This is a genomic window from Vibrio sp. 10N.222.49.A3 (assembly GCF_041475145.1).
GTDB classification, from domain to species: domain Bacteria; phylum Pseudomonadota; class Gammaproteobacteria; order Enterobacterales; family Vibrionaceae; genus Vibrio; species Vibrio tasmaniensis_A.
Genome location: NZ_JBFRVM010000029.1, coordinates 21,685 through 38,390, shown reverse-complemented (window position 1 = coordinate 38,390; position 16,706 = coordinate 21,685). Strand labels below are relative to the sequence as shown.

The window sequence follows — 16,706 nt, the reverse complement described above, 5'->3', positions numbered from 1 at the left end:
GCGTAAACGAGAGTTACACCCATTGGAGATAGGCAAATGGATAGTTATGATTTTATTGTTGTTGGCGGGGGCTCGGCAGGATGTGTAGTGGCTGCAAGGCTGTCTGAAGATCCCAATGTCACGGTTTGCCTATTGGAAGCAGGTGGTAAAGACACAAGCCCATTAATTCATACACCCGTAGGTATAGCCGCGATGATGCCAACTAAGTTAAACAACTGGGCCTTTGAGACCGTTGAACAGCCGGGTTTGAATGGTCGTAAAGGTTATCAACCAAGAGGTAAGACACTTGGTGGGTCCAGTTCTATCAATGCGATGATGTACGCTCGTGGGCACCGTTACGACTACGACACTTGGGAAAGTTTGGGTAATGCAGGTTGGAGTTATGAATCGTGTCTGCCTTACTTTAAGAAAGCCGAAAATAACGAAGTTCACCAAGATGAGTATCACGGCCAAGGTGGCCCTCTGAACGTCACTAACCTTCGATCGCCAAGTCCGATGTTGGAACGTTACTTAACGGCGTGTGAGTCGATAGGGGTTCCCCGTAATGAAGACATCAACGGTGCTGCTCAGTTTGGGGCGATGCCGACGCAGGTAACCCAGTTGAATGGCGAACGGTGCAGTGCTGCCAAGGCTTACTTAACGCCAAACCTTTCGAGACCAAATCTTACGGTCGTGACCAAGGCAACCACGCATAAGGTCTTGTTTGAGGAGAAGAAAGCGGTAGGTGTTGAATACGGCTCGAATGGCAAGCGTTATCAGATCCAATGTAACAAAGAGGTGATTCTATCTGCTGGTGCATTTGGTTCTCCCCAGTTGTTATTACTGTCTGGTGTCGGTGCTAAAGACGATTTGGAGGCGCATGACATCGAGCAGGTTCATGAGTTGCCTGGAGTGGGCAAGAACCTCCAAGACCATATCGACTTGGTGCATTCGTACAAGTGCAGTGAAAAGCGTGAAACTTTTGGTATCTCGCTACAAATGGCCTCTGAAATGACCAAAGCTCTGCCGCTATGGCACAAAGAACGCCGTGGCAAGATGAGCAGTAATTTTGCAGAGGGGATAGGTTTTCTTTGTTCCGAAGATCATATCGCGGTGCCGGATTTAGAGTTTGTATTTGTGGTCGCTGTTGTCGATGACCATGCAAGAAAAATTCATACCAGTCATGGTTTTACGTCTCATGTCACCTTGTTGCGTCCGAAAAGCAACGGCAGCGTAACGCTCAATAGTAATGATCCTTATGATCCGCCTAAGATCGATCCTGCGTTTTTCAGTCACCCTGAAGACATGGAGATCATGATTAAAGGGTGGAAGAAGCAGTATCAAATGTTAGAGAGTTCGGCGTTTGACGACATCCGTGGTAATGCTTTCTACCCAGTAGACGCCAGTGATGACGAGGCTATCGAGCAAGATATTCGCAACCGTGCAGACACTCAGTATCACCCAGTCGGGACCTGTAAAATGGGCCCTAACAGTGATTCATTAGCCGTGGTAGATAACAATCTGAAAGTCTATGGGTTGAATAACTTAAGAGTTATTGATGCTTCTGTGATGCCGACATTGATTGGGGCAAACACAAACGCGCCAACCATTATGATTGCCGAAAAAGTCGTAGATCAAATCAAAAAGGAATACAGACTAGGTAAGCAAGAGTCTAGTAATCGAGCGAAAGGCGAAGCTGTGGTTTAATTCAAGAAGTTAAGTGATAACCATAAATAAAACAGTAGGTTAGATAGTCTTTGTTTGATAAGACTCTCTAACCTATTTTTGTGTGCTTACTTAGAATAAAGCAAAAGTTAATTCAATAGCTTAAACGATAGCTTAAATAATAGTGTTACTTGGTTAGAGCTTGATTAAGCCATTGATCAAATTGACCTTTTGGTAATGCACCGTTAATCGTATCGACACGTTTACCATCTTTAAACACCATCACGGTTGGAATGCTTCTGATTTGGTACATCGCGGCAAGCTGTTGCTGAGCTTCAGTATCAATCTTAACGAATCGAATATCTCCTGAACGCTCTTTAGCAACGTCACTGAACACTGGCGCAAAGCCAACACATGGGTTGCACCATGTTGCCCAGAAATCGACAACCACAGGCTGTGAACTGTTCAAAATAGATTGGAAATTAAGTGACGTTCCCTCGATAGGAGCGCCATCGAGCAATGCTGTTTTGCATTTACCGCAGGTTGGGCTTTCTGAAATTCTTTCTGAAGGAACTCGGTTTACGCCATTACAAGAAGGGCAACGTGTGTTGAATGTAGACATAACTTTCTCTTTTTATTGTAACTCCGTGTCTAACGCGATTTACGAATCACGCACGGAGCGCTTATACTGTTTAAAACTAGAATACGATACTTAAATAAAAACAAACAATAAATAGGTAAATGATGACAAAATTTTACGCCGAGATTACGGGCTGGGGAAAGTGTCTGCCACCAGCCGTGTTGTCCAATGATGATCTAAGCACTTTCATTGATACGTCTGACGAGTGGATTCGAACTCGAACTGGTATCGAAAACCGTCGTATCAGTCATGTAAATACCTCTGAGTTAGCGACTGTTGCTGCTCAACACGCAATGGCGTGTGCTGGTCTTACTGCCGAAGATATCGACCTCGTGATCATCGCGACGTGCAGCCCAGACTCCCTTATTCCAAATACTGCGTCTAAAGTTCAACAGAACCTAGGCATCAAGAGCGCAGCGGCTTTCGACCTTAACGCAGCGTGTACTGGCTTCATCTATGGCGTTGAAACCGCAACTCGACTGATTCAAGCGGGCAACTACCGCAATGCCATTGTTGTGGGTGCAGAACGTCTTTCATTCTTCATCGACTGGACCAAGCGTGATACTGCGGTTCTATTTGGTGACGGCGCAGGTGCTGTGGTTCTATCTCGCACTGAAGAGCAGGTTGGCTTACAAGAAGCGCAAATCGGTTGTGACGCCGAAGGCCGTGACATTTTAGCGGTACCAAAATTCGGTACTTCTATGGATCGCTTTGCTGCAGATAATGGCTACTGGGACTTTGATTTCGTAGGTAAAGAGATCTTCAAGCGTGCAGTGAAAGGCATGGGCGCTGCGGCACACACAGTATTAAGCCGTACTGGCATCTCAACCGACAATATCGATGTTGTGATTCCGCACCAAGCCAACATCCGAATCATCCAGACTTTGTGTGATATGGCGGGTATTGAGCGCGAGAAAGCGTTTGTTAACATCCAAAACTACGGCAACACATCCGCAGCGACTGTGCCAATTGCACTGTGTGAATCATTAGAGCAAGGTTTTGTTAAACCTAACTCAAACATTCTTGTGGCGGCATTTGGTGCAGGTTTAACTTGGGGTGCTGGCCATATTAAGTGGGGCGGTCGTGTTGAACCGTTAGGTCAATCGGATGCGAAGCTTCCAGAAGCGGATAAATCTGCTTTGGAGCTTCTAGAAAGAGCCATTTTACACTGTAAAACGCGGCCTAACTCAGAAAGTGAGTAGCGGAGTATGGTACGAGTTCGCCTTTTAAGTCGGATTCGCCCCATGATATAAATCGACCACGATAGTGCTCGTTTAATTAGGGACTTCTACAGTCCCTTTTGTTATTTCTTAGGAAGTGTTTTGAAGAAAGTTTTAGCAATTGGCTACGTTTGGCCAGAACCGAATTCATCGGCGGCGGGCAGCCATATGATGTCACTTTTACGCCTGTTCAAGAGACAAGGTTGGTCAGTTGAATTTGCAACGCCAGCTCAAGAAACCGAGCACATGATTGATCTATCTGAAGAGGGCATCACGAGCCAATCTATACAGTTAAATTGCGATAGCTTTGACCAGTACATCGAAGAGCTGCAACCCGATGTCGTGATGTTTGACCGTTTTATGATGGAAGAGCAGTTTGGTTGGCGTGTTGAGAAAGTATGCCCGAATGCATTTAAGTTACTGGATACGGAAGACTTGCAGTTCCTACGTAACGCGCGCCATGAAGCGGTTAAGAAAGAGACTGAACTGACCAAAGCGCATTTGTACAGTGACTTGGCTAAACGTGAAATTGCCGCAATCTTACGCTGTGATCTTTCATTGATCATTTCAAGTTACGAGATGGAGCTGCTTCAATCTGAGTTCAATATCGATCCTAAACTGCTTCATCACTTGCCGTTCATGGTTGATCTTAATACACTTCCTGAAAGCACAAAAAGCTTTGAAGAACGTAAGCATTTCATGACGATAGGTAACTTTAGACACGCACCGAACTGGGATGCTGTGCTTCAGTTACAGAAGATTTGGCCGAAGATTCGCAAGCAGTTACCTGAATCCGAACTTCATATTTACGGATCTTACCCGCCGCCGAAAGCAACGGCTTTGCACAACCCTAAAACCGGTTTTCATATAAAAGGTTGGGCTAAAGACGCTCAAGAAGTGATGGAGCAAGCTCGTGTGTGTGTTGCACCTCTACGATTTGGCGCGGGCATTAAAGGCAAGTTACTTGATGCGATGAAGCTGCAAACTCCGAACGTGACCAGTGAAATCGGCAGTGAAGGCATGTTACCGCAAGGTGAATTGCAATGGCCGGGCGCAGTGGCTGATGATATCGACGAGTTTGTTGAACAAGCTGTCGGTTTATACAAAGATGAAGAGAAGTGGCTTAAAGCACAAAGCCAATGTCATTCAATCCTTGAAGCGCACTACGAGCAGAATCAATTCGGCGACACATTGATTGAGCGATTAACGGCGTTAGAGTCCGATCTTGAATCTCATCGACTGGATAACTTCTTTGGTTCGATGCTGAAGCACCACAGCATGGCGAGCACCAAGTATATGTCGCAGTGGATAGCTGAAAAGAACAAGACTAAGTAACTGACACAATAAACCGAATCAAATAATAAGCCCTTAGGTTAACGCCTAGGGGCTTTTTTCATGCAGGACGCTTATTAATTCCAGACTTACAAACCGAAACATTCTAGCAATACATTAGCATTGACTAATTTATATTTATTAGTAAACTCTAATTTAAATTGAGGATGATGAGTTAATCGACGTTATGAGAGAGGTCAGTGATGAGTTTAATACCTTGGGATGCATTGTTCGGTGGCATGTTGTTAGGCGCGTCGGCAATTATTCTTATGTTAGGAATAGGGCGAGTAGCAGGTATTAGTGGCATTGTTGGCCACTTGTTACCGTCGAGAAAGAACAAAAGATTAGAATCAGGATCCGAATCGAACTCGGACTCCAGCATTGAGAAAACCGAAAAACATTGGCGACTTGCTTTTGTTGTCGGAATGGTCGTGAGCGGCTGGTTATTGATTCCAACAGGCTACCAACTTCCGCAATTAGAAGAGATCAACTTCGCAGTGGTTATCATAGCCGGATTATTGGTGGGCTTCGGTACCAAGATGGCGAATGGCTGTACTAGCGGCCATGGCATTGTCGGGATGGCTCGTTTGTCCAAGCGCTCAATCATCGCTACTTGTGTATTCATGGGTGTGGCAATCGTAACTGTGTTGGCTAAGAACTTGATCGGTTTGGGGGCGTAATGAAAAACTCTTCACTTACTATCGTTATCGGTTTGGTCGCAGGTATTCTTTTTGGCTCAGGTATGATCATTTCAGGCATGGTTGACCCGAACAAAGTACTTGGGTTTTTAGATATTGCTGGCGACTGGGACATTAGCTTGGCATTCGTCATGGGTGGCGCGTTATTGGTCTTCGCTCCGTTTTATCACTTGGTCATTAAAAAGCGCGCTCAAGCCGTCAATGGCGAACCTTTAGATAGCAGTAATAATCCACTAATAGATAGAAAGTTGATCTTAGGTTCAACTGCTTTTGGTTTAGGCTGGGGGATTGCAGGCTTTTGCCCGGGCCCTGCAGTAACCAGCCTTAGTGGGGGTAACCCAACGGTATGGCTGTTCGTCTTAAGCATGCTGGTGGGAATGTGGTTGGCGGGTCGTACGAACAAAACCTGTTAGTAGCAAGCTTATCGCTGATTACATTGGCTTTGACGTTATTCGTTCTGAACTGACCAAGCATAGAGGTTGACTCGCTTTTAGCAAAAAAGCCAGGCAGCCTCTTTCTATATCTACCGTTAGCTATGATCTGCCGTTATCTAAAATCTACTATTTAATAGTCGTTGAAACTGGGCAATGGTCGCTAAGTTTGTAATCAAGCACATCTTGTGTTTCAAAGACCTTCTGTTTAGCAGGAGAGGCATCTAAGGATTTGCTCACTACAATATGATCAATCACAGAACGGAACTGGTGTGTGCGATGGTTATTGCGGTTAGAGCGTACCTTACAATCTGCTCGAGTTTTTCTTGTCGCCAACTGAGCATCGGCATTTTGAGTTAAGTCTTTCCACATCCAATCTCTTGAGTAAGAAAGGTTATGGTTGAAATCGCCTAATATTGCGTAATCCTGACCTTGGCGTTCTCTTTGCTGTATCCATTTATTAAGTTGTTGCGCTTGGTCTTTGAGCCTTGAACAGTCACGGTTAGATTTATACGCGCCGCTGCAACCCGCCTTTAAATGCACAGACAACATGTGAATTGGTTTTGTATCCGTTTTCACAACCATATAACTGGCAAATCTAAGCTTGCTGTTAGCGCCCGATTCGAGAGGAAAGTCAGCGTAGTCGGTGAGTATGATTCCTTTACGAACCGCGAAGCCTGTGTATTGGTTTACTTCTTTGAACTGATGGTTGCTGTTTTCTGGTAATGCTCGGTCAGACATCAATATCTTGTATTGATCACCTGCGATGCGCTGAATGGCATTGATGTCATCGACTTCTTGGAAAGCCACCACATCCGAATTTAAGGATTGGAAATACTGTTCGAGCTTATCGAAATCCGCTTGATCACGTTGGTCAGAAAACTTATTCACAGCCTCATTGGTTGATAACCATTCGATATTCCAACTGGATATGGTTAAAGGTTCGCCAAATGCTTGGCTACTGAGCAAGCAGCCTAACATTATCCAGTTTTGAAGTCGTTTCATCCCAAATATCCCTAATTTTGGTGTGCAATATAGTTGAGCCGTTATCCTACAACACTTACCGAAAATTCAACTCTTTTTAGCAGTTTTTTTATTGTTACATTGTTTCTTTTCGACTTGAGATCTCACGTAATAATATTGGATTTATCTTGTTCGGCGTGCCTATTTTATTGATCCAAATCAATACTCAATGTTGGTGGTTCTCGTTAAATACGCCACAATATCTAGTGTTAGTTAAACGATAAATCGCTCTATAGTGTGTTTGTGGATAAGTCTGTGAATACCTCAAGAGTAAGGAGAAGTGGTGAAATCAATCGTAATCAAGCGTGATGGCTCAAGAGCTCCATTCAGTAGAGATCGCATCCAAGCTGCAGTGGAAGCAGCATCTGACAAAACCGATAAGGAAATTGCTATTTATGCTCTGAATGTGGCATTAGCAGTTGAGTTGAAGCTCGAAGACTACGATGAAGTTCATATCTCTGAAATTCAAACCATGGTCGAGAACGAGCTAATGCAGGGACCATACAAGTCTCTTGCTCGTGCCTACATTGAATATCGTCATGACCGTGACATCGCACGTGAAAAGCAAAGCGCTTTAACTCGCGAGATCGAAGGTCTGATCGAAGAAAGCAATGTTGATCTGATCAATGAGAATGCCAACAAAGATGGCAAAGTTATCCCAACTCAACGTGATTTGCTGGCGGGTATCGTGGCTAAGCATTATGCAAAAACTCACATTTTGCCGCGTGATATCGTACAAGCTCACGAGTGTGGTGACATTCACTATCACGATTTAGACTACGCACCGTTCTTCCCAATGTTTAACTGTATGCTTATCGATCTTAAAGGCATGTTAACGCATGGCTTTAAGATGGGTAACGCGGAAATCGACACACCTAAATCGATCTCTACGGCGACAGCGGTAACCGCACAGATCATCGCGCAAGTGGCAAGCCACATATACGGCGGTACAACGATTAACCGTATCGACGAGGTTCTAGAACCTTACGTAATGGCGAGTTACGAGAAGCACCTATCACTAGCGAAAGAGTGGGATATTCACAGCCCAGAAGCTTTTGCTATCTCTCGTACAGAGAAAGAGTGTTACGACGCATTCCAGTCTTTGGAGTACGAAGTAAACACGCTACACACGGCTAACGGACAAACACCATTCGTCACGTTTGGTTTCGGTCTTGGCGAAAGCTGGGGTTCAAAACTTATCCAGCAATCTATCTTGAAGAACCGCATTGCAGGTTTGGGTAAGAACCGCAAAACAGCGGTATTCCCTAAACTGGTATTTGCAATCAAAGATGGCTTGAACCACCAGAAGCAAGATCCAAACTACGACATCAAGCAATTAGCGCTTGAGTGTGCATCTAAGCGTATGTACCCAGACATTCTTAACTACGACAAAGTGGTAGAAGTGACAGGGTCATTTAAAACGCCTATGGGCTGCCGTAGCTTCTTGAATACTTACGAAGAAAACGGTGAGTTGATTCATGAAGGCCGTAACAACTTAGGTGTTGTTAGCTTGAACTTGCCACGTATTGCGATTAACGCAAAACAAGATATGGCTAAGTTCTACGAACTGCTTGATGAAAAATTGAAGCTAGCTCGTCGCGCTCTAGAAACTCGTATTTCGCGTTTAGAAAACGTGAAAGCGCGTGTTGCTCCAATCCTATACATGGAAGGTGCCTGTGGCGTTCGTTTGAAAGCAGACGATTCTATTGCCGATATCTTCAAGAATGGCCGTGCGTCTGTTTCTCTTGGTTACATTGGCATCCATGAAGCAATGACAGCACTTTACGGCACAGACGTTCACCTGTATGACGACGGCGAAATGCGTGCTAAAGCGCTTGAGCTGGTGGAGTACATGAAGCGTGAAGTGGAATCTTGGACAAAAGAGACAGGTTACGCGTTCAGCTTATACGGTACACCAAGTGAAAACCTATGCAGCCGTTTCTGCAGCATAGATACCAAAGAGTTTGGTGTAATTGATGGTGTAACAGACCGTGGTTACTACACCAACAGCTTCCACTTAGACGTACAGAAGAAAGTGAACCCATACGACAAGATCGATTTCGAGATGCCTTATCCAGAAATCTCTAGCGGTGGTTTCATCTGTTACGGCGAATTCCCGAACATGCAGAAGAACATCGAAGCGCTAGAAAACGTATGGGATTACAGCTACACACGTGTTCCTTACTACGGCACCAACACGCCTATTGATGAGTGTTACGAATGTGGCTACAACGGAGAGTTTGATTGTACAAGTAAGGGCTTTACGTGTCCTAAGTGTGGCAACCATGACTCAACAAAAGTATCGGTAACACGCCGTGTTTGTGGTTACCTTGGTAGCCCAGATGCACGACCATTTAACTTCGGTAAGCAAGAAGAAGTTAAACGTCGCGTGAAGCACCTTTAGTAAGCTCTAAAATCATTAGCTAGCTTACTAAGAAGAGCTACGTTTCAAGAAACAAGATTGGTATCGGCGCTATGTCGATACCAATTCTTTTATTTCAGCTCTTACAGCATTTCGCTTCAAACTATTAAGCAATAACGAGTTTTCAAAACTGCCTTATGAACTACCATCAATATCACCCAATCGACGTTGTAAACGGCCCGGGAACACGCTGCACTTTGTTTGTGTCGGGTTGTGTGCACCAGTGTCGCGGGTGTTACAACCAATCGACGCAAAGTTTGGACTCAGGGCACTTGTTCACTCGAGAACTGCAAGACCACATTATCGCTGATCTGAACGATCCGCGAATCAAGCGTCGTGGCTTGTCGCTTTCTGGTGGTGATCCTCTGCATCCTGCAAACGTATCTGAAGTGCTTCAGCTTGTTCAGCGTGTAAAAGCAGAGTGCGAAGGTAAAGACATTTGGATGTGGACGGGTTACGAGCTCGACGAACTCGATGAAAAGCAGAAGCAAGTGCTTGAATACGTGGATACTTTGATTGATGGTCGTTTCGAGCAAGACAAAGCGGATCCGATGTTGGATTGGCGTGGTAGCTCAAACCAAATCATTCATCGATTTACTGACATATAACAGTTGTCGTGGCTTAGCACACTCGTAAAACGAAAAAGGGCGTCATGGTTAGCGCAATGCAACCAATCGGCCCTTGGGTGTGAGTTCTTTTCGTTTATTCGCTTAAACTACCATTCAAGCAACGACCTGATCTGGCTCTTCTATTAAGTTGTTGATCCATTTCTTAGAGTGAATCCGCTGGCTAGTTAAAGCTATTTTCGCTAACTCTTCCAGCAGCACAATCATCAAAACCCATTCTAGCGGCCAACCCAGTACCAAAGCGGTGAAATAGGCGAGGGGAATACCGATTGCCCATTGGCCAAACAGGTCGATGAAGATGCTGTAGTTGATGTCTCCACCACTTTTCAGCACTCCGCCTATACCAACCATATTGAAGACTCTTAGTACCATACCGAGTGTCATTACTAAGGTAACGTTAACGGCCGTATCTTTGAGCGCTAAGTGAGTAAGACCGATCATGTATACGATCGCGGGTTTGGCGATAAAGCACATTAACGCCAGTAAAGCAGCAAGCCCACAACTCACTAACACATAACCCCAAGCTGTATTCTCGACACGTTGATAGTTCTTCGCACCGATCTCGTTACCTAGAATGATGGAAGCCGCAACCGCAAAACCCAAAAAAGCAGAGATCAAAATGCTTTCGACAGGCGATAGCAAGGAAATGATCGCAAGTTCTCCAACCCCCATTTGGCCAACAATAACGTTGTAAATAAGAATCCCGCCCGCCCACGCAGTGTCGTGAACCAACATAGGTATAGCCACCGTAAAGTACTTCTTTCTATGCTTCGGTAATAACGCATCTCGCCAATTGCTTAACGTCGGGAATAGGTGCGGGTAATGTTTTCTTGCCATAACAAGCAATGCAATGGTTTGAAAGAATCGAGATACTGTGGTGCCAATAGCCGCACCAACCACACCCAGTTCTGGAAACCCAAACAAGCCGAAGATCAATAGGGCATTGAGAATTGCATTGACGATGATTGCCCAGATACTGATTTTGGTGGGGAGCTTGGCTTCGCCCACAGAGCGAAGTGCACTCTCTAGCGGCACAACTACAGCGGTACCAATAAGGCTGGCTCCTGTTATCCAAAGGTAATCCGTTGCCAAGCGGACGTAATCAGGGTCTGAGGCCACCACAGACACGACTGATTCAGGAGCCAATGTATAGATGAACACAAAGGGAATGATGGCAAAGATCGAAAGTGCCCATGATTGCGCTAGTGTACGTCGAATTCCGTTGAAATCACCGGCACCAAAATATTGCGAAGCTAGCACGCTCACAGCTCCACTAATCCCCGATACCATGATCAAGTTGAAGAAGAAGATACGGTTGCCAACACCAACAGCGGCGGTTGCAGAATCACCAAGCTGATTGACCATAAAAATATCGACCACGCCAAGCAGTGAAAACAACATGGTTTGCAACGAGACTGGTAAACCGATGTGTAATAGTTTTTGCCAAAATTCTTTGTCTAAATGACGATATGTCGAGAGCATCGCATTTCCCCGGTAGTGATTATGCGAGAAGTTTATCGGCATTTGTTTTCGCTGTATTCTTCCTGTTCATCACAAACTTTTGCCAAACTATCCACTTTGATAAGTTGGCCAATTGAATGAGTTAGCAGTGATATGAGTGATAAACAAGAAAGGTATGAGATCTCTGAAAAGACGCATCAAGAGTTTGTCGATCAAAGCCACGTATTGGCATTTGAAGAGCTCGGTATCGTTCAGTGTGGTACGGCGTCGTACCGCGATTTTTTTTCGGTGTACCGGAAAAACCAACAAAAACACATGTTGCTGTATACCGTGAGAGGTAAGGGATGGCTCGAAAGCGAAGGGTGTCGCTACATTCTAGAACCAGGCTCTTGCATTACTGTTCCTGCAGGCGTTGAGAACGGTTTTGGTATTGAAGAAGAAACATGGCAGATCGCATGGATCTTTCTCTCGCCTAATAAACAATGGGAAAATGTCGTCAGTGATGAAGTGAGTTATACGCTGTCTCCGGCGGCAGAAGTCGTCTCGTCGTGCATTCATACTCTGTTGAGAAGTATTGCCTTACCCATAGATTTAGGTGGAGCGATTGCCACTCACAGCGTTGCCCAAATAGAGTTCATGATTAATGCGCCGGTTCCGCAGCAGCAATCACGAAATTTGATTCGCTTAAGGCGCGTATTCGACAACGTACAAAAACAGTTGCACAAAGAGTGGAATGTTCATGAACTCGCGAGCTTATTCCCGTGCTCAGAGCCACACTTCCATCGTTTGTGTCAGCGCTATTACTCACACAGCCCAATGACTCATATTATGCGTATGAGAATGGAATACGCTGCGCGGCTACTTAGATCGAGTGATTGGTCGATTCAACACATTGGTGAGATAGTAGGATATCCAAATGCCGCTAACTTTAGCACTCGGTTTAAAGCGTGGTCAGAAATGACACCAAGACAATTCAAACAAAGTGCACAATAGCGATCTTAATAGGGAGCATAGAAACATAACACATAGAAGCATGAGATACCTGGACATACAGCGCTTTGAATTGTGCAATAGGTTATTAGGTGTTTGAAATTTGCACTGTTTATCCGTTTGAAATGACCAATCTCTAATTACTTCTGATTACTTATGGTAACTAAGCGCTTCTATTAAAAAATGTTTCTGATTTGTCTACGATAATGTTAACGTGAAACTCATACTTGAATTTCAAAGGGTTGTGACTTTCATGTTTTCACATCTACCAAAACCAACTTTAGATCCAATTCTATCTCTCTCTGTCGCTTACCGCGGCGATACTCGTACTGATAAAGTCGACTTAGGCATTGGCGTTTACAAAAACGACCAAGGTGAAACACCGATCATGAAAGCCGTCTCTAAGGCTCAAGATATCGTTGTTGAAACACAGAAAACCAAAGCTTATGTTGGCCTAGCAGGCTGTGAAGAGTTTAATCAGAGCATGGTTGATCTGTTGCTTAAAGGGACTTCTGCAATAGGTCGCGTTGCTGCGATTCAAACACCAGGTGCAAGTGGTGCACTTCGCATGTTGGGTGACTTGATGAAAGTCTCTCAACCAGACACAACGGTTTGGATTTCAAACCCAAGCTACGTTAACCATAAACCGGTGATGGAAGCGGCGGGCTTAAAAGTTAGATACTACAATTACTTCAGTCCTGAAACGAAGCAAGTTGATACGGCTAAAATGTTGGCCGACCTTTCAAAAGCGGGTCCATCAGACGTGGTACTTCTTCACGGTTGCTGTCATAACCCAACGGGTGCTGACATTGATTTTGAAGCGTGGCAGGAAATTACTAAGTTATCGCAAAAGAATGGTTTCTTACCGTTTGTTGATATTGCCTACCAAGGCTTTGGTGATGGCCTAGAAGAAGACGCAAAAGGTCTTCAACATATGGCGAACAACGTAGAAGAGATGTTGATTACGACGTCATGTTCGAAAAACTTCGGTTTGTACCGCGAAAGAACGGGTGCCGCGATTGTTATCGGTAAGAACAGCGAACACGTAGGCAATGCTAAAGGTAAGCTACTGACACTGGCTCGTTCAACTTACACAATGCCGCCAGATCATGGTGCCGCGTTGGTTAAAACAATTCTTCAGAATCAAGAACTAACGGCGATTTGGAAACAAGAGTTGAGTGAAATGCAGCAACGTTTGTTAAATCTGCGCCAAAGTTTATGTAATGAATTGCGAAATACTTACAACACGTCACAATTTGACTTCATCGAAAGCCATAAAGGCATGTTTAGTGTACTAGGCTTTAAAGAAACTCAAATGAATCAACTACGTGAAGAATATGGAGTCTATGGTGTTGGTGACGGACGCATCAATATCGCAGGCCTTTCTGAATCCCATATTCCTTATGTGGCTAAAGCGATAGCCAACGTTTCAAAATAGAAGGTGACTGAATGTATAATTGGAAAGCGATTGTAGTCTTAATGCTAAGTGGTGGCCTGTTTGCTTGTTCGACGACGACTCAAGTTCCTGTCGAGCCAGAGCAAAAGCCTCAAGTAGAACAACCTGTTGTGGATGACTCTTCTAAGACTGACACAACGGAAGGCGAGAAAGTAACGGAACCTACAGAGAAGCCTCAAGAAGTAAAACCAACGGAACCAGAAGCGAAACCAAAGCCTGAACAAAAACCGACTGCAAAACCAACCAAGACAAGCGATGGCAAACTGATTCTTGGCGAAGAGGAGTGGGTGTTTGTTCCTGGTCTTAAAGAAGCGTTTAAAGCACGAGTTGATACAGGTGCAACAACATCATCAATCAGTGCCGTTGATATTGTTGATTTCGAACGTGACGGTAAAGATTGGGTTAAGTTCAAAATTGAACATGACGGCATCACAACTGAAGAGATCAGCTTGCCGGTAGAGCGTTGGGTTAAGATCAAGCAGTCGAGCGCGGAAGGTACACAACGACGTGCTGTTGTTGTCGCTTCAATTCAAATCGGCGATCTAAAAGATAAGACTGAGTTTACGCTAGCAGATCGAACGCATCTTTCTTTCCCAATTCTGTTGGGGAGAAGCTTCTTTAGAGATGTTGCCGTTGTCGATGTTGGTCAAAAATACGTTCAGAAAAAAGTAACTAAATAGCGTCAATCGGTATTCATTCGAATTAGAGTCTGATGCTTTTACTGATGAGAAATGAAATCCCTACTAATGGAATTAGTGGGGATTTTTTCTTTTTATGATGTAATAAACGACGAAATACACTTTATTGTGCGTTGTTCTTCATTCGTTCACTGTTTAACCTCGACAATGTGATCCTGATCTCTATATAATCCGCGCTTCGTTTTATGTTTAATCCATACTTTCGTACTTCTTATTTTGGCTAATTGAAATAGCCAAATAATTATCTGTCAGTACACGCTTAGGAATTAGTTCTTTGATATCTACCGCGAACATCACAATGCAATTTGGCGCAGAGCCGCTGTTTGAAAACATCTCTGCTAAATTTGGTAACGGAAACCGTTATGGTCTAATCGGCGCCAATGGTTGCGGAAAATCAACGTTCATGAAAATCCTAAGTGGCGCATTGACGCCAAGCTCGGGCAACGTTTCGATCACTCCTGGAGAAAAACTGGGTGTGCTAAGCCAAGATCAGTTCGCTTTTGAACAGTACAGCGTTATCGATGTAGTAATCATGGGTGACAAAAAACTGTGGGAAGTAAAACAAGAACGTGACCGTATTTACTCTTTGCCAGAAATGAGCGAAGACGATGGTATGAAAGTCGCGGAGCTTGAAAGTGAATTCGCGGAAATGGATGGCTACACAGCAGAAAGCCGTGCTGGTGATATCCTAATTCAAGCGGGTATCGAAGAAGAGTTCCATTTCGGCCTAATGCAACAAGTTGCTCCGGGTTGGAAACTGCGTGTGCTATTGGCACAGGCATTGTTTGCAAACCCAGATATCCTGCTTCTTGATGAACCCACCAACAACTTGGACATTCACACGATTAACTGGCTTGCTGAAGAGCTAAACCAGCGTAAATGTACAATGATCATCATTTCGCACGATAGACACTTCCTTAACTCTGTATGTACACACATGGCAGATATCGACTACGGCGAGCTACGTGTTTACCCGGGTAACTACGAGTACTTCTTAGAAGCGTCTGGTTTGATTCGTGACCAACTTCTAGCGAGCAATGCTAAGAAAGCGGCAGAGATCAGCGAGCTGCAAGACTTCGTAAACCGTTTTGGTGCGAACGCATCTAAAGCGAAACAAGCAAGTTCTCGCGCTAAGAAAATGGACAAAATCACACTTGATGAAGTGAAATCATCGAGCCGTATGAGCCCATCAATTGATTTTGGTGAAGGCAAGAAACTACACCGTCAAGCACTTGAACTTAAAGAGCTTGGTCACGGCTTCGATGGCGAAACACTGTTTGCTGGTGGTAACTTGCTACTTGAAGCGGGTACTCGTCTTGCCGTTATCGGTGAGAACGGTGTGGGTAAAACAACACTATTGAAATGCCTAGTTCAAGAGCTAGAACAAAACGAAGGTATCGTTAAATGGTCTGAAAACGCATCAGTAGGCTACTGCCCACAAGATAGCACGTCTGACTTTGACAACGACCTGAGTATCTTCGATTGGATCTCACAATGGCGCACAGTGAAGCACGATGACCTTATGGTACGTGGTATTCTAGGTCGTCTATTGTTTACTGCTGATGATGCGAACAAGAAAGCGCGTAACTGCTCTGGTGGAGAGAAGAACCGTCTGTTATTCGGCAAGCTAATGATGCAAGACATCAACGTGCTTGTGATGGACGAACCAACGAACCACATGGACATGGAAGCAATCCAAGCCCTGAACGACGCATTGAAGGTTTACACGGGGACGCTTATCTTTGTAAGCCATGACCGAGAGTTCGTTTCTTCGCTAGCAACACACATCATTGATGTAAAAGACCAACAATTAGTGAGCTTCCAAGGTACTTATGAAGAGTACTTGGATCATCAGAAAAAGATGCTGATGGTTAGCTTATAACAGTCTTAGTTGGACTATAACCGTATTGGTTGACCTATAGTTGCATTAGAAATTAGTAAATAGCTAAACGGCTAACAGCTAACCGTTTATTTGCTAACTATAATAAGAAAGCAATGAGAATAAGAAAGCCCCCGAACACAATAGTGGTCGGGGGCTTTTTGTCGTTCTGATGTTGGTTCTAAT

The 16,706-nt window shown here is 44.5% G+C and carries 14 protein-coding genes; 11 read left to right on the top strand and 3 right to left on the bottom strand.

What is annotated here, in order from left to right; genetic code table 11:
• Nucleotides 1–36: 36 nt before the first annotated feature.
• A complete protein-coding gene (locus tag AB4589_RS05455; RefSeq protein ID WP_372099683.1) occupies nt 37–1,686 on the top strand; it encodes a GMC family oxidoreductase in 1,650 nt (549 codons plus the stop codon).
• Between the two features lie 145 nt (nt 1,687–1,831).
• Here AB4589_RS05455 and trxC read toward each other — a convergent pair whose 3' ends face one another.
• Nucleotides 1,832–2,266, bottom strand: coding sequence for a thioredoxin TrxC (gene trxC, locus AB4589_RS05450; RefSeq protein WP_017097619.1), 435 nt, complete (start codon nt 2,264–2,266; stop codon nt 1,832–1,834).
• A 122-nt stretch (nt 2,267–2,388) separates the two neighbouring features.
• On the opposite strand from trxC, the gene AB4589_RS05445 reads away from it, so the two are divergent.
• From AB4589_RS05445 to AB4589_RS05430, 4 genes are all read left to right on the top strand, one after another.
• On the top strand, nt 2,389–3,486 hold the full coding sequence (locus AB4589_RS05445; protein WP_102249604.1) for a ketoacyl-ACP synthase III: 1,098 nt from the start codon (nt 2,389–2,391) through the stop codon (nt 3,484–3,486).
• Between the two features lie 120 nt (nt 3,487–3,606).
• Nucleotides 3,607–4,839, top strand: coding sequence for a glycosyltransferase (locus AB4589_RS05440; RefSeq protein ID WP_372099681.1), 1,233 nt, complete (start codon nt 3,607–3,609; stop codon nt 4,837–4,839).
• A gap of 200 nt (nt 4,840–5,039) precedes the next feature.
• Complete coding sequence (locus AB4589_RS05435; RefSeq protein WP_102582285.1) at nt 5,040–5,516, top strand: YeeE/YedE family protein; 477 nt, start codon at nt 5,040–5,042, stop codon at nt 5,514–5,516.
• Nucleotides 5,516–5,947: a YeeE/YedE family protein gene (locus AB4589_RS05430; RefSeq protein WP_009845336.1), complete on the top strand. Its 432-nt coding sequence runs from the start codon at nt 5,516–5,518 to the stop codon at nt 5,945–5,947. Before AB4589_RS05435 ends, AB4589_RS05430 begins: the two co-directional genes overlap by 1 nt.
• A gap of 147 nt (nt 5,948–6,094) precedes the next feature.
• On the opposite strand, the gene AB4589_RS05425 is transcribed toward AB4589_RS05430, so the two are convergent.
• Complete coding sequence (locus tag AB4589_RS05425) at nt 6,095–6,970, bottom strand: endonuclease/exonuclease/phosphatase family protein (protein ID WP_102258006.1); 876 nt, start codon at nt 6,968–6,970, stop codon at nt 6,095–6,097.
• Between the two features lie 301 nt (nt 6,971–7,271).
• Between AB4589_RS05425 and nrdD the strand changes: the two genes are divergently transcribed.
• Entirely contained in the window at nt 7,272–9,392 is a 2,121-nt protein-coding gene (gene nrdD / locus AB4589_RS05420; RefSeq protein WP_009845338.1) for an anaerobic ribonucleoside-triphosphate reductase, read from the top strand.
• Nucleotides 9,393–9,547: 155 nt separating this feature from the next.
• On the top strand, nt 9,548–10,018 hold the full coding sequence (gene nrdG / locus AB4589_RS05415) for an anaerobic ribonucleoside-triphosphate reductase-activating protein (RefSeq protein WP_372099679.1): 471 nt from the start codon (nt 9,548–9,550) through the stop codon (nt 10,016–10,018).
• 114 nt (nt 10,019–10,132) lie between these two features.
• On the opposite strand, the gene AB4589_RS05410 is transcribed toward nrdG, so the two are convergent.
• Nucleotides 10,133–11,560, bottom strand: coding sequence for an MATE family efflux transporter (locus AB4589_RS05410; protein WP_017102121.1), 1,428 nt, complete (start codon nt 11,558–11,560; stop codon nt 10,133–10,135).
• Nucleotides 11,561–11,650: 90 nt separating this feature from the next.
• Between AB4589_RS05410 and AB4589_RS05405 the strand changes: the two genes are divergently transcribed.
• From AB4589_RS05405 to AB4589_RS05390, 4 genes are all read left to right on the top strand, one after another.
• Nucleotides 11,651–12,490, top strand: a complete 840-nt coding sequence (locus AB4589_RS05405; RefSeq protein WP_372099677.1) for an AraC family transcriptional regulator — start codon at nt 11,651–11,653, stop codon at nt 12,488–12,490.
• A 250-nt stretch (nt 12,491–12,740) separates the two neighbouring features.
• Nucleotides 12,741–13,925 carry an amino acid aminotransferase gene (locus AB4589_RS05400; protein WP_102258008.1) on the top strand — a complete coding sequence of 395 codons (1,185 nt, stop codon included), beginning with the start codon at nt 12,741–12,743 and terminating at the stop codon, nt 13,923–13,925.
• 11 nt (nt 13,926–13,936) lie between these two features.
• The gene (locus AB4589_RS05395) at nt 13,937–14,623 is read left to right on the top strand and encodes a RimK/LysX family protein (protein WP_371709615.1); all 687 of its coding nucleotides are present in this window, start codon (nt 13,937–13,939) and stop codon (nt 14,621–14,623) included.
• A gap of 292 nt (nt 14,624–14,915) precedes the next feature.
• On the top strand, nt 14,916–16,523 hold the full coding sequence (locus AB4589_RS05390; RefSeq protein WP_080518033.1) for an ABC-F family ATPase: 1,608 nt from the start codon (nt 14,916–14,918) through the stop codon (nt 16,521–16,523).
• Nucleotides 16,524–16,706: the final 183 nt, after the last annotated feature.

Coding starts and splice junctions, on each gene's coding strand:
- trxC (WP_017097619.1), bottom strand. CDS start 2,266: ATGTCTACATTCAACACACGTTGCCCTTCTTGTAATGGCGTAAACCGA.
- AB4589_RS05395 (WP_371709615.1), top strand. CDS start 13,937: ATGTATAATTGGAAAGCGATTGTAGTCTTAATGCTAAGTGGTGGCCTG.
- AB4589_RS05400 (WP_102258008.1), top strand. CDS start 12,741: ATGTTTTCACATCTACCAAAACCAACTTTAGATCCAATTCTATCTCTC.
- AB4589_RS05430 (WP_009845336.1), top strand. CDS start 5,516: ATGAAAAACTCTTCACTTACTATCGTTATCGGTTTGGTCGCAGGTATT.
- AB4589_RS05455 (WP_372099683.1), top strand. CDS start 37: ATGGATAGTTATGATTTTATTGTTGTTGGCGGGGGCTCGGCAGGATGT.
- AB4589_RS05425 (WP_102258006.1), bottom strand. CDS start 6,970: ATGAAACGACTTCAAAACTGGATAATGTTAGGCTGCTTGCTCAGTAGC.
- AB4589_RS05405 (WP_372099677.1), top strand. CDS start 11,651: ATGAGTGATAAACAAGAAAGGTATGAGATCTCTGAAAAGACGCATCAA.
- AB4589_RS05435 (WP_102582285.1), top strand. CDS start 5,040: ATGAGTTTAATACCTTGGGATGCATTGTTCGGTGGCATGTTGTTAGGC.
- AB4589_RS05445 (WP_102249604.1), top strand. CDS start 2,389: ATGACAAAATTTTACGCCGAGATTACGGGCTGGGGAAAGTGTCTGCCA.
- AB4589_RS05410 (WP_017102121.1), bottom strand. CDS start 11,560: ATGCCGATAAACTTCTCGCATAATCACTACCGGGGAAATGCGATGCTC.
- nrdG (WP_372099679.1), top strand. CDS start 9,548: ATGAACTACCATCAATATCACCCAATCGACGTTGTAAACGGCCCGGGA.